The organism is Leclercia sp. LTM14, from assembly GCF_023736175.1.
Lineage (GTDB): Bacteria > Pseudomonadota > Gammaproteobacteria > Enterobacterales > Enterobacteriaceae > Enterobacter > Enterobacter barmai.
Genome location: NZ_JAIKTT010000001.1, coordinates 643,578 through 656,368 on the forward strand (window position 1 = coordinate 643,578; position 12,791 = coordinate 656,368).

Below are 12,791 nucleotides of genomic sequence, written 5' to 3' on the forward strand. Positions count from 1 at the left end.
CTTCAATGGCATACACCACCTTTTCACAGACGAAAAACGACCAGCTCAAAGAGCCGATGTTCTTCGGCCAGCCGGTCAACGTGGCGCGCTACGATCAGCAAAAATATGACATCTTCGAAAAGCTGATCGAAAAGCAACTCTCTTTCTTCTGGCGTCCGGAAGAAGTTGACGTTTCCCGCGACCGTATCGACTTCCAGGCCCTGCCGGATCACGAAAAGCACATCTTCCTCAGCAACCTGAAGTATCAGACCCTGCTGGATTCCATCCAGGGGCGCAGCCCGAACGTGGCCCTGCTGCCGCTGATCTCCATCCCGGAGCTGGAAACCTGGGTTGAGACCTGGGCGTTCTCCGAGACGATCCACTCCCGCTCCTACACCCATATCATCCGTAACATCGTCAACGATCCGGCGATTGTCTTCGATGATATCGTCACCAACGACCAGATCCTGAAGCGCGCGGAAGGCATTTCCCACTTCTATGACGACCTGATCGAGATGACCAGCTACTGGCATCTGCTGGGTGAAGGCACCCACAGCGTGAACGGCAAAACCGTCACCGTGAACCTGCGTGAGCTGAAGAAAAAACTCTACCTGTGCCTGATGAGCGTGAACGCGCTGGAAGCGATCCGCTTCTACGTCAGCTTCGCCTGCTCCTTCGCCTTCGCGGAACGCGAGCTGATGGAAGGCAATGCCAAAATCATTCGCCTGATCGCCCGCGATGAAGCCCTGCACCTGACCGGCACCCAGCATATGCTGAACCTGTTGCGCAGCGGCGTGGACGATCCGGAGATGGCGGAGATTGCTGAAGAGTGCAAACAGGAGAGCTATGACCTGTTTGTCCAGGCGGCCCAGCAGGAGAAAGAGTGGGCGGAATATCTGTTCCAGGGCGGCTCCATGATCGGCCTGAACAAAGATATTCTCTGCCAGTACGTGGAGTACATCACCAACATCCGTATGCAGGCGGTCGGTCTCGACCTGCCCTTCCAGACCCGCTCCAACCCGATCCCGTGGATCAACACCTGGCTGGTGTCCGATAACGTCCAGGTTGCGCCGCAGGAAGTGGAAGTGAGCTCCTACCTGGTCGGTCAGATTGACTCTGAAGTTAACACCGACGATTTGAGCGACTTCCAGCTCTGATGAGCCGCGTGACGCTTCGTCTTTCTGGCACAGAAGTTCTGTGCCAGGAAGAGCACCCCTCCCTGCTTATTGCGCTGGAATCCCATCAGATTGCCGTTGAATACCAGTGCCGCGAAGGCTACTGCGGCTCCTGCCGCTGTCGTCTGGTTTCCGGTCAGGTTGACTGGGTCACCGAACCGCTGGCCTTTATCAACGAAGGGGAAATTTTGCCCTGCTGCTGCCGGGCAAAAGGGGATATTGAGATCGAGATGTGATTGTGTCGGGTGGCGCTTCGCTTACCCGACCTACAAAACCGCAGTTCACAGGCCGGGTCAGGCGAAGCCGCCACCTGGTTATCCAGCCATAAACCTGCACCTTATTGACGACGCGCCTGCACTTCCGCGTGGTGACGTTTTTCACCGATCATGACCACAATCAGCAGCAGTACCGCCAGCACGCTACCGCCAATCATCACCATAAAGCCGCCGTCCCAGCCGAAGAAGTCAACGGTGTAGCCGACAATCGCGCTCGCTGCGACCGAGCCGCCGAGGTAGCCGAACAGACCGGTAAAGCCAGCCGCCGTCCCCGCCGCTTTTTTCGGTGCCAGTTCGAGGGCGTGCAGACCAATCAGCATAACCGGACCATAAATCAGGAAGCCGATAACGATCATACAGGCCATATCCACACCCGGATTACCCGGCGGGTTGAGCCAGTAAACGACGGTCGCGATGGTCACCAGGGTCATGAAGAACACCCCCGTTGCGCCGCGGTTGCCTTTAAACACCTTGTCCGACATCCAGCCGCAAATCAGCGTGCCGGGAATACCGGCGTATTCATACAGGAAATAGGCCCAGGACGATTTATCCAGCGCGAAGTGCTTCACCTCTTTCAGATAGGTCGGTGACCAGTCGAGGATGCCGTAGCGCAGCAGGTAGACGAAGACGTTCGCCACCGCGATGTACCACAGCAGTTTGTTAGGCAGCACGTACTTCATGAAGATCTGTTTTGCGGTCAGCTCTTCTTCATGCTGCTCGCTGTAATCATCCGGGTAGTCATTTTTGTACTCTTCAATCGGCGGCAGGCCACAGGACTGTGGCGTGTCGCGCATCAGAGCGAAGGCGATAATCGCCACCACGATGGCGCCGAAGGCAGGCATATAGAGCGCAGCGTGCCAGTCGTTGAACCAGGCCATCCCCAGCAGGAACAGCAGAGGCGGAATACCGCCGCCCACGTTATGGGCGCAGTTCCACACCGACACAATGCCGCCACGCTCTTTCTGTGACCACCAGTGCACCATGGTGCGTCCGCATGGCGGCCACCCCATGCCCTGGAACCAGCCGCAGAGGAACAGCAGGACGAACATGACGGCAATGCTGGAGGTTGCCCAGGGAACAAAGCCCATAAAGAGCATCACCGCTGCCGCCAGGATCAGACCGGCGGGCAGGAATACGCGCGGATTCGAGCGATCCGACACGGAGCCCATGATGAATTTGGAAAACCCGTAGGCGATAGAGATCCCCGACAGCGCGAAGCCGAGATCGCCACGGGAGAAGCCCTGCTCCACCAGATACGGCATGGCGAGCGCAAAGTTTTTACGTACAAGGTAGTACGCCGCGTACCCGAAGAAGATCCCCAGGAAAATTTGCCAACGCAGACGGCGGTAGAGCGGATCTATTTCTGCCTCAGGCAGACGCGCCCTGTGCGGCGCAGGTTTGAAGATACTGAGCATGACAGCCTCCGTGGCCTTGAAGTGAATGAGCAGGTGGCTCGCACCTGAATTCCAGAGGCGGGGATGTTAAGAAATCACGGTGATTGTTACTGTGAATCAACGCACAGATTGTTACAGAAATATGACAAAATGCGCAAAAAGGCGCACAAAACACTGTTTCAGTTTCGAATTTCGCTCGTTTGTGTTCGAAATCAAACAAACCACAGTTTTCATGTGGCTAAATGATAAAAAACGAACACTGAGGGATGACAATGACAATTCACGATCCAGGTTACAGCGATGTGATTATCATTGGCGGTGGTGCAACGGGTGCCGGGATCGCACGCGATTGCGCCCTTCGCGGCCTGAGCGTCACGCTTCTGGAGCGCCATGATATTGCCACAGGCGCAACCGGTCGTAACCACGGTCTGCTGCACAGCGGCGCGCGGTATGCGGTTACCGACGGTGAATCCGCTCGCGAGTGTATTGCCGAAAATCAGATCCTGCGGCGCATTGCCCGCCACTGCATTGAACCGACCGACGGTCTGTTTATCACCCTTCCCGAAGACGATCTCGCCTTTCAGTCGACCTTTATTACCGCCTGCCGGGCGGCGGGGATTGCGGCCGAGGCCATCGACCCGGCCCTCGCGCGCCGCATTGAGCCCTCGGTCAACCCGGCTCTGACGGGGGCGGTGAAAGTGCCTGACGGTACGGTTGATCCTTTTCACCTGACGGCCGCCAATATGCTGGACGCCCGCGAGCATGGCGCGCGCATTCTGACCGGACACGACGTCACCGGGCTTATCCGCGAAGGCGATCGCATCTGTGGCGTGCGGCTGTTTAACGCGCAATACAACGAACACAGCGAGCTGTTTGCCTCCGTGGTCGTTAATGCCGCTGGGATCTGGGGACAGCGCATCGCGGAATACGCCGACCTGTCGGTTCGCATGTTCCCGGCAAAAGGCTCGCTGCTGATCCTCGACCACCGTATTAATAACCACGTGATCAACCGCTGCCGCAAGCCGTCGGATGCCGATATCCTTGTTCCGGGCGATACCATTTCGTTAATCGGGACGACCTCAACCCACGTCGACTACAGCCAGATTGATGACAACCGCGTGACCGCCGAAGAGGTGGATATCCTGCTGCGCGAAGGGGAAAAACTGGCCCCGGTGATGGCGCAGACCCGCATTCTCCGTGCCTATGCCGGAGTGCGTCCGCTGGTCGCCAGCGATAACGATCCGAGCGGACGTAACGTTAGCCGGGGCATCGTGCTTCTCGATCACGCTGAGCGCGACGGCATGGAGGGGTTCATTACCATTACCGGCGGCAAGCTGATGACCTACCGTCTGATGGCCCAGCTTGCGACCGATGCCGTCTGCCGCAAGCTGGGCAATAGCCAGCCGTGCGTCACCGCAGAACAACCGCTGCCCGGATCGCGGCAGCCCACCGAGAAAACGCTGCAAAAGATCATCTCCCTCCCTGCCCCGCTGCGCGGGTCGGCCGTCTATCGCCATGGCGACAGGACGCCGGCCTGGCTGGGTGAAGGGCGGCTTAGCCGCAGTCTGGTCTGCGAATGTGAAGCCGTTACCGCCGGTGAGGTGCAGTACGCGGTGGAGAACCTGACGGTCAATAGCCTGCTCGATCTCCGTCGCCGCACCCGCGTGGGCATGGGCACCTGCCAGGGCGAACTCTGCGCCTGTCGTGCCGCCGGGTTGTTGCAGCGTTTTAATACCACTACCGCCACCCAGTCGCTGGATCAGCTCAGCGCTTTTCTGAATGAACGCTGGAAAGGCATTCAGCCCGTCGCCTGGGGCGATGCCCTGCGCGAAACCGAGTTTACCCGTTGGGTCTACCAGGGGCTTTGCGGTCTTGAGAAGGAGCAACAGGATGAAATTTGATACGGTGATTGTCGGCGGCGGGCTGGCGGGCTTGCTCTGCGGCATCAAACTCACGAAGCAGGGGCTGCGCTGCGCCATTATCACCCGGGGCCAGAGCGCCCTGCACTTCTCGTCGGGCTCGCTGGATCTGGTGGACGAAAGCTACCGCGATAAACTGCCGCCGGAGCACCCTTATCACCTGACCGGTGCGCAGCATATTGACCGCCTGGCGCTGGAAACCGAAGCGCTGCTGGCGGAGTGCGGCGCGCGTCTGCAGGGGAGCGCCAGGCAAAATCATCAGCGGGTCACGCCGCTTGGCAAACTGCGCTCCGCCTGGCTCAGCCCTGAAGAGGTGCCCGTGGCCCCCTTTAATGCCGCGCGCGTGCGGGTGGTGGGCATCAGCGGTTTTCTTGATTTTCAGGCACATCTTGCGGCGGCATCGCTGTGTCGCCAGGGCGTTAACGCCGAGGCGGCCGAGATTGAGCTGCCCGAACTGGATGTCCTGCGCGATAACCCGAGCGAGTTTCGCGCGGTGAACATCGCCCGTTTTCTGGATAACGAGGAGAGATGGTCGCTGCTGTACGACGCCCTCAGGCCGCTCGGCGACAGCTGTGACGCCCTGTTTATGCCCGCCTGCTTTGGCTTAAGCGACAACAGGCTCTGGCGCTGGCTTTCGGATCGCCTGCCCTGCACGCTCGGGTTACTGCCTGGGCTTCCACCTTCGGTGCCCGGCATTCGCCTCCATACCCAGCTCCAGCGCAAATTTGTGGCGCAGGGTGGCGTGTGGATGGCGGGAGACGAGGTGAAAAAAATCACCCTGACCGAGGGGGAAGTCAGCGAGGTATGGACGCGCAACCATGGCGATATTCCCCTGCGCGCGCACTTCACCGTGCTGGCAAGCGGCAGCTTCTTCAGCAACGGGCTGCTGAGCACCCGCGAGGGGATCCGGGAAGCCATTCTGGGCCTGGATGTCAGGCAAAGTCCGTCTCGCGCGGACTGGTATCAGAGCGATTTCTTTACGCCGCAGCCCTGGCAGCAGTTCGGCGTTATCGTGGATACCCATCTGCACCCGCAGCTTTCCGGTAAGGCGATCGGCAATCTTTTCGCCATCGGCTCCGTGCTGGGCGGATACGATCCCATCACCCAGGGCTGTGGCGGAGGCGTTTGTGCCGTAACGGCACTTCACGTTGCAGAGCAGATTATTCAGCGCACGGAGGCTGAACAATGAACGATACCCGTTTCGAAAGCTGCATTAAATGCACGGTCTGCACTACGGTCTGCCCGGTCAGCGGCGTGAACCCGCGCTATCCCGGTCCGAAGCAGGCCGGGCCCGACGGCGAGCGCCTGCGCCTGAAGGACGGCAGGCTTTACGATGAGGCGCTGAAATACTGCATCAACTGTAAACGCTGTGAGGTGGCCTGCCCGTCGGATGTCAACATCGGGGATATTATCCAGCGCGCCCGGGCACGCTACAGCACGCAAAAGCCGTCATTGCGGGACGCCATTCTGAGCCATACCGATCTGATGGGCAGCCTCTCAACGCCCTTTGCCCCGCTGGTGAATGCCGCTACCTCACTCCAGCCGGTGCGCAAGCTGCTGGACGCCACGCTTAAAATCGACCACCACCGCAGCCTGCCAAAATATTCTCACGGGACTTTCCGCCGCTGGTATAAATCCGTTGCGGCGGAACAGACGCAGTTTGCCGAACAGGTCGCCTTCTTCCACGGCTGTTACGTGAACTACAACCATCCGCAGCTGGGAAAAGATCTGCTGAAAGTGCTTAACGCCATGGGAACCGGCGTGCAGCTTCTCAACAAAGAGAAGTGCTGCGGCGTGCCGCTCATTGCCAACGGGTTTACGGATAAAGCGCGCAGGCAGGCGAAAAGCAACGTTTCGTCGCTGCGCGAGGCCATTGTCGACAAGGGGATCCCGGTGCTGGCGACTTCGTCCACCTGTACCTTTACGCTGCGCGATGAGTATCCGCACCTGCTGGATGTCGATAACAGCGGCCTGCGGGAACATATCGAGCTGGCGACGCGCTTTCTGTGGCGCAAGCTGGACGGCGGACAGACGTTGCCCCTGAAGGCGTTACCGCTGAAAGTGGTCTATCACACGCCATGCCATATGGAAAAAATGGGCTGGGCTCTTTATACGCTGGAGCTGCTGCAGCTGATCCCCGGGCTGGAGCTAACGGTGCTGGATTCGCGCTGCTGCGGCATCGCGGGCACCTACGGCTTTAAGCGGGAAAACTACGAAACATCACAGGCGATAGGTGCCCCGCTGTTCCGCCAGATTGAGGAGAGCGGCGCGGATCTTGTGGTGACCGACTGTGAAACCTGTAAATGGCAGATTGAGATGTCCACCCACAAGCGCTGCGAGCATCCCATTAGCCTGCTGGCACAGGCGCTGGTTTAGCAAGCGCCCGGCAGAACGTCACTGCCGGGCTGCCCCTGATTAATAACTCGTTTTACTGGCCGCGGATAACGGCGTTTTGAACATCACCAGCCGCCTGTCGAGGGCGTCGGTGTAGAGCATGGTGTCCACGCCTACCGCAACAAAGGTCGCCCCCCAGCTCAGCGCCTTTTGCGCCATCTGTGGATCGACTGCAAGAAAGCCTGCGGCTTTACCCGCAGCACAAATGCGGCGAATGCTGCGCTCGATAATCGCCTGGACTTCCGGGTGCCCGGCGTTGTCCGGATAACCCAGCGATGCCGACAGATCGGCCGGACCGATAAACACGCCGTCAATCCCCTCCACTTCCAGGATCGCATCCAGGTTATCCAGCGCCGTTTTGCTCTCCACCTGAATCAGCAGGCAGAGCTCGTCATTGGCCTGAGCCATGTAATTTTCGACTCGTCCCCAGCGCGCCGCTCGCGCCACCCCTGCCCCGACGCCGCGCGTGCCCAGCGGCGGATAGCGCGTAGCCGAGACGATCTCCCGCGCCTGCTCTGCGCTGTCGACCATCGGGATCAGCAGCGTTCTGGCACCAATATCCAGCACCTGTTTGATCAGGCTGCGCTCGCCGTCAACCGGGCGGATTACCGGCTGGCTGACATAAGGGGCAATCGCCTGCAGCTGGTGGTAGAGATCCTGAACGGTGTTGGGCGCATGCTCCCCGTCGATTAACAGCCAGTCATAGCCTGAGGTTGCCGCTATCTCCGCCATATAGGACGAGGTGGAACTCAGCCACAGCCCAATCTGCGGTTCGCCGTTTCGCAGGGCCTGCTTAAAAGGGTTAGAAAGAACGTTCTGCATAATAACTCCCTGAAAATTAATGATGTATGCGGTCGGCCTGCGGCACGGAGCGGGTCACTCCCAGCACGAAGATCGCCAGCGATCCGAGAATGGCGATGGCGGCCAGCGCCAGCAGCCCGGCGGCATCGCTGCCAAAGACGTTCTGGGCTTCCACCCGGATGAGCGGGGCGAGAAAACCGCCCACCGCGCCAAACAGGTTGACGAAGCCAATCCCTGCCGCCAGCGCGGTGCCGGAGAGCAGCTGCGTCGGCATGGTCCAGAAGACCGGCTGCACGGCAATGAACCCCACCGCGGCCACGCACAGGGCCATTATCGCCAGTACCGGCGACACCAGCCCCGACACGCCTACCCCAATACCGGCGGCCAGCAGCGTCAGGGTGGCGATATTGCGCCGTTCGCCGGTGCGGTCGGAATAACGCGGAATAAGCCAGGTGCCAAACAGCGCGGCAACCCACGGGATCGCCGCCACCACCGAGGCGGTAAAGCCCACTTTGGTGCCAAGCAACGCAGCGACCTGGGTCGGCAGGAAGAAGATCAGCCCGTAAACGGCAATCTGAATGGTCATGTAGATAAAGGCCAGCTGCCAGACCCGGCCATTGCGCAGGGCATCGCTCAGGCGTGACGTCGCTTTGCTCTGCTCTTCACTCGCCAGCTGGTTGATCAGCGCCTGTTTCTCCTCTGCGTTCAGGAAGCGTGCCTGCTGCGGCGTATCGTCAAGCCAGAAGAAGGTGAAGACCCCGGCCCCCACGGCGATCAGCCCTTCGATAACAAACATCCAGAACCAGCCGGGATGGCCCATAAAGCCATGCATCTCCAGCAGCGCGCCGGAGAGCGGCGATCCGAGCGACAGCGCCAGCGGCGCGCCCATGTAGAACAGCCCCATGATGCTGGCGCGGTTGCGCTGGGGGAACCACTGGGAGGTAAGGTAGATCATGCCGGGGAAGAAGCCCGCTTCCGCCGCCCCCAGCAGGGTGCGGATCAGCAGGAATTTGCTTTCGGTATCGGCCCACGCCATCGCCGCAGAGAGGAATCCCCACAGCAGCGTGGTGGTGCCAATCCACGTCCGGGCACCGAATTTGCGCATCAGCAGGTTGGCGGGAACCCCCAGCAGGGCATAGACCACAAAGAAGATCCCGGCCCCGAGCGCGTAGGCTTCGTTGCTGAGCCCGGTATCGATCTGGTAGCTCTCCTTGGCGAAGCCGATGTTGGAGCGATCCAGAAACGCCAGCACGTACAGCGCCAGCATAAACGGGATCAGACGGGCGCGGTTTTTCCTGACCACGCCGTCAAGCAGAGTCATACTCATAGACAATCCTCAGTGAACGGTGACGCCACGCCGGTGCGCGGCGCGGCGGTTTAGTGGCTGTAAGGACGTTTCAGGGCGCAGTCACGGTTGAGCTCGACGCCGAAACCGGGTTTATCCAGCACCGATTTGTGGATGCGGCCATTCACCGGCACCGGTTCATCGAGCAGGATCGGGTCAAACTGCGGACGCAGCGTGGCGCAGTCCGGGCTGGTCATCAGGAATTCGCTGAACGGCGTGTTGGTGAAGGTGATCACCGCGTGATGGGAGTAGACCGACGAGCCGTGCGGCACCACCAGCTGCCCACGGGCTTTGGCGATGGCGGCGATCTCCACCAGGGTGGTTAAGCCGCCGCACCAGCCCACGTCCGGCTGCATGATGTCGATCCCGGTCTCCGATAGCGTGCGGAAGGACTGCAGGGTGCCGTGGTGCTCGCCGCTGGTCACCATCATGCCCGGCGGGGCATTGCGCTTCAGCTCGCGGTAGCCTTCATACTGCTGCGGCGGCAGGCACTCTTCAATCCACTTCAGGTTATAGGGTGCACAGGCGTGGGCCAGCTTCGTGGCGTAATTCACATCCTGGCTCATCCAGCAGTCCAGCATCAGCCAGAAATCAGGGCCACATTTTTCCCGGTACTCCGCCACCATCGCCACATCCTGGCGGATCCCGGCGTCGCCGTCGTGCGGCCCCCGGTGAGTCGGCATTTTACCGCCGATGAAGCCCATCTCTTTCGCCAGGTCCGGGCGCGCGCCGGTGGCGTAAAAACGAATTTCATCCCGCACCGCACCGCCCAGCAGCTTGTAGACCGGCAGCCCAACCACCTTGCCGAACAGATCCCACAGCGCCAGGTCGATGCAGGAGATGGTGTTCAGCACCAGCCCGCCAGAGCCTGCATAGAACATCGTCGCCCCGAGCATCTGGTCGTGGATGAGCTTGATGTCGCTGACGCACTTGCCCTCAATAAAGCGGCTGAGGTGTTTCTCTACGATAAAGCAGCCCATCTCTCCTGCGGTGGAGACGGCAAAACCGGTCTGGCCGTTGTCGGCCTCCACTTCGACAATCAGCGTACCGAGGACGTTAATGCCGAACGACTGGCGCGACTGCTCATACTGCGGGTATTTGCTCATCGGGGTGGCGATGTGGTCGTCGATCCAGTGGTTAGCCCCCTGGTCGTGATAATCGCCGCCGCCAGCGCCCTTCTCTGCCGTAGCGCCACCGGTGAACCAGGCGCGGATCTGTTTAATCTTTGGTAGGGTCATGATGTTCTCCATTTTATGAGGCGTGTTGTTCGAAGGGGCTTTTCCAGCCCAGTAAGCGGGAAATGTCTTTCGCGCAGGCAATGGCTTTACCGGCCAGGTAGTCGCGGTTGTCCTCGTTGATTTGCAGCCGGGTGCCCACCACCGAGATCGCCGCGGTGAGTTCGTTGCTGGCATTAAAGACCGGGGCCGCCACGCAGCGCACGTCGGGGTAGTCTTCGCCGTTATCAAAGCTCCAGCCCCTGGCGCGAATGCGTGCCAGCTCGCTACGCAGCTGCCCGGGATCGGTAATGGTGGTCGGGGTGGCTCGCTCCCAGCTCAGACCGGCGATAATCGCCTCCTGCGTCTGGGTGGGTTGCCAGGCAAGCAGGCACTTGCCAATGCCCGAGCGGGAGAGCGACAGGCTTTTGCCCTCATGGGAGCGCACGCTGATGGTGGCCGGGGACTCGATCTTCAGAATGTAGTAGGCGTTATCGTGATCGATGATGCCGAGATGGCACAGCATGCCGCACTCGTCCATCAGCCGGGTCAGGCGCGGGCGCGCCAGCTCGCGCAGATCCATCCGGCTGACGGCGTGGCCTGCCAGCTCCACCAGCTTGGTCCACAGGCAGTAGTTATCCTGGTTATCGAGGCTCAGAAAGCGCTGTTTTCTCAGCTCACCCAGCAGCAGATAGGCGGTGCTTTTCGGGATGCCGAGCTCTTCGATGATGGTCGCGGCGCTGCACGGCCCCAGACGGGCAATGGTATTGAGAATATCAATGGCGCGGGTCAGCGCCGGTACTTTGCTTGATTCCAGCATAGTGGACTCCAGTCCTGAATACTGGAATCAGTGTTGCGGCTGTGAGGGAGTTTATTTGTGAGCGAGTTCAAATCTCGCGCGCTATCCAGCCTGCTGGACAAGCAGCAGTGGAATTATGTGATAAACAGCACGGAAAAAAATCTGGCGAGTACAACAGGTTGGACAAACAGGCGCCGGGCGGGGAGCCCGGCGCGCAACGGTTACGGCAGGAACAGCGACTCAACCACGTTGATCCAGCCATGCTCGCTGGCAACGGGTTTGCCGTTCAGCCAGCGACGCAGCATATTCAGCGCCATCATCGCACAGACCTCCTGACGTACCGCCAGGCTGTAGCGCGTGGCGCTCATTTTGACGCGCAGGCCGTGGGTGCCTTCGGGAGTAGAAAGGGCAAAGTTAAGATGCTCCTCTTCCAGCCCCGAGATCGCCAGCGCCAGCCCGGCGAAGTGGTTCACCCGACGTTCGGCGGCCCAGTGCGCGGTTTGCGCCAGGGTCTCTTCCTGAGAAGGCACCACTTCGCTTGCCAGCAGCGAGGCGTTGGCGCGGGATAACTGCAGAGCCAGAAGCCCGCCGGTGAACTGCTCGCTCAGGGTCAGGCCTAGCTGACGGGCCTGCAGTTCACGAACGATCTGCGCCGGTAACCCCTCGGTACCTTCAAAAATCAGATTCTCACCCGCGACGCGCTGAACTTCTGGCCACAGCGCCAGCATCGCGGCTTTTTCCGTCGCCGGGCCGGTGAGTTTAAGTTCGATAATCGGCATCGAAGAGCGATACCCCATCGTGACGCCCGGCGGTAAAGCGAGATGATCGAGGCTCTGGGCCAGATCGCTTTCGGAGCGGCCAAAGGTAGTAAGACGCAGGCAAATCGGCGGTTCAGGAAGGGTAAAACGGGCCCGCAGTCGCGGCAGGATCTCCTGTTCGACCATCACCTTAAATTCGGAGGGCACTCCGGGGGTGAAGAACATCAGACAGCGGTTAAGCTGAATAGCAAAGCCGCATGCGGTGCCAACCGGGTTATCCACCAGCTCCGCGCTGGCCGGGATTTCGGCCTGCTTGCGGTTACTGGGCGCCATCACCCTGCCGCGGTCGCTGAAGAAACGTTCCATATGGCTGAGCCACTCGGTGTGCAGCACCAGCTCTTCGCCTTTTGCCGTGGCGGCGGCCAGCGCGCTCAGATCGTCGCTGGTTGGGCCGAGCCCGCCATTCACAATCAGCACGTCGGCGTGTTCGCTGCGCTCGCGCAAAACGTTAACCAGTGCCTCAAGCGAGTCACCCACCGTATTACGCCGCGTTAACGGTAATCCCTGTTCAAAGAAAATATCAGCCAGCCAGGCCGCATTGGTATCGGTAATTTGTCCATGCAGCACTTCATCGCCAGTGGACAGCATCTCCACGTTTATCATTGTGTTCTCCCGCTTAGGTGGTGAAAACACTATAACGCAATCGGCGGGGAGAGGGAGAGAAACAGGCGCGGCAGA

Annotated in this window: 11 protein-coding genes; 5 read left to right on the forward strand and 6 right to left on the reverse strand. The window is 60.1% G+C overall.

The genetic code is table 11. The features are described from left to right. The first annotated feature begins 5 nt into the window (after window positions 1-5). The gene (gene nrdB, locus K5I40_RS03025; protein WP_039031007.1) at window positions 6-1,136 is read left to right on the forward strand and encodes a class Ia ribonucleoside-diphosphate reductase subunit beta; all 1,131 of its coding nucleotides are present in this window, start codon (window positions 6-8) and stop codon (window positions 1,134-1,136) included. Beyond that, complete coding sequence (yfaE, locus tag K5I40_RS03030; RefSeq protein ID WP_223073723.1) at window positions 1,136-1,390, forward strand: class I ribonucleotide reductase maintenance protein YfaE; 255 nt, start codon at window positions 1,136-1,138, stop codon at window positions 1,388-1,390. Before nrdB ends, yfaE begins: the two co-directional genes overlap by 1 nt. Window positions 1,391-1,491: 101 nt before the next feature. Here the strand turns inward: yfaE and glpT are convergent, their stop codons facing one another. Next, window positions 1,492-2,844: a glycerol-3-phosphate transporter gene (glpT, locus tag K5I40_RS03035; protein WP_039031005.1), complete on the reverse strand. Its 1,353-nt coding sequence runs from the start codon at window positions 2,842-2,844 to the stop codon at window positions 1,492-1,494. Window positions 2,845-3,095: 251 nt separating this feature from the next. Between glpT and glpA the strand changes: the two genes are divergently transcribed. Genes glpA through glpC form a run of 3 tightly spaced genes read left to right on the forward strand, consistent with a single transcriptional unit; the run spans window position 3,096 to window position 7,118 of the window. Then, window positions 3,096-4,724, forward strand: a complete 1,629-nt coding sequence (glpA, locus tag K5I40_RS03040; RefSeq protein ID WP_223073722.1) for an anaerobic glycerol-3-phosphate dehydrogenase subunit A — start codon at window positions 3,096-3,098, stop codon at window positions 4,722-4,724. Then, window positions 4,714-5,931: a glycerol-3-phosphate dehydrogenase subunit GlpB gene (glpB, locus tag K5I40_RS03045; protein WP_223073721.1), complete on the forward strand. Its 1,218-nt coding sequence runs from the start codon at window positions 4,714-4,716 to the stop codon at window positions 5,929-5,931. The genes glpA and glpB overlap by 11 nt, the downstream gene beginning before the upstream one ends. Further along, window positions 5,928-7,118, forward strand: a complete 1,191-nt coding sequence (glpC, locus tag K5I40_RS03050; RefSeq protein WP_223073720.1) for an anaerobic glycerol-3-phosphate dehydrogenase subunit GlpC — start codon at window positions 5,928-5,930, stop codon at window positions 7,116-7,118. Before glpB ends, glpC begins: the two co-directional genes overlap by 4 nt. Before the next feature lie 39 nt (window positions 7,119-7,157). On the opposite strand, the gene yfaU is transcribed toward glpC, so the two are convergent. The 5 genes from yfaU to K5I40_RS03075 all read right to left on the reverse strand — a co-directional run bounded on the left by yfaU (window position 7,158) and on the right by K5I40_RS03075 (window position 12,716). Then, window positions 7,158-7,958 (reverse strand): 2-keto-3-deoxy-L-rhamnonate aldolase, encoded by an 801-nt coding sequence (yfaU, locus tag K5I40_RS03055; RefSeq protein WP_223073719.1) that lies wholly within the window; start codon window positions 7,956-7,958, stop codon window positions 7,158-7,160. Between the two features lie 16 nt (window positions 7,959-7,974). Beyond that, the gene (locus K5I40_RS03060; RefSeq protein ID WP_138369874.1) at window positions 7,975-9,264 is read right to left on the reverse strand and encodes an MFS transporter; all 1,290 of its coding nucleotides are present in this window, start codon (window positions 9,262-9,264) and stop codon (window positions 7,975-7,977) included. Between the two features lie 50 nt (window positions 9,265-9,314). Continuing rightward, a complete protein-coding gene (rhmD, locus tag K5I40_RS03065) occupies window positions 9,315-10,520 on the reverse strand; it encodes an L-rhamnonate dehydratase (protein ID WP_039031118.1) in 1,206 nt (401 codons plus the stop codon). A 13-nt stretch (window positions 10,521-10,533) separates the two neighbouring features. Next, window positions 10,534-11,316 (reverse strand): IclR family transcriptional regulator, encoded by a 783-nt coding sequence (locus K5I40_RS03070; protein ID WP_039030999.1) that lies wholly within the window; start codon window positions 11,314-11,316, stop codon window positions 10,534-10,536. A 200-nt stretch (window positions 11,317-11,516) separates the two neighbouring features. Continuing rightward, window positions 11,517-12,716 carry a nicotinamide mononucleotide deamidase-related protein YfaY gene (locus K5I40_RS03075; protein ID WP_039030998.1) on the reverse strand — a complete coding sequence of 400 codons (1,200 nt, stop codon included), beginning with the start codon at window positions 12,714-12,716 and terminating at the stop codon, window positions 11,517-11,519. Window positions 12,717-12,791: the final 75 nt, after the last annotated feature.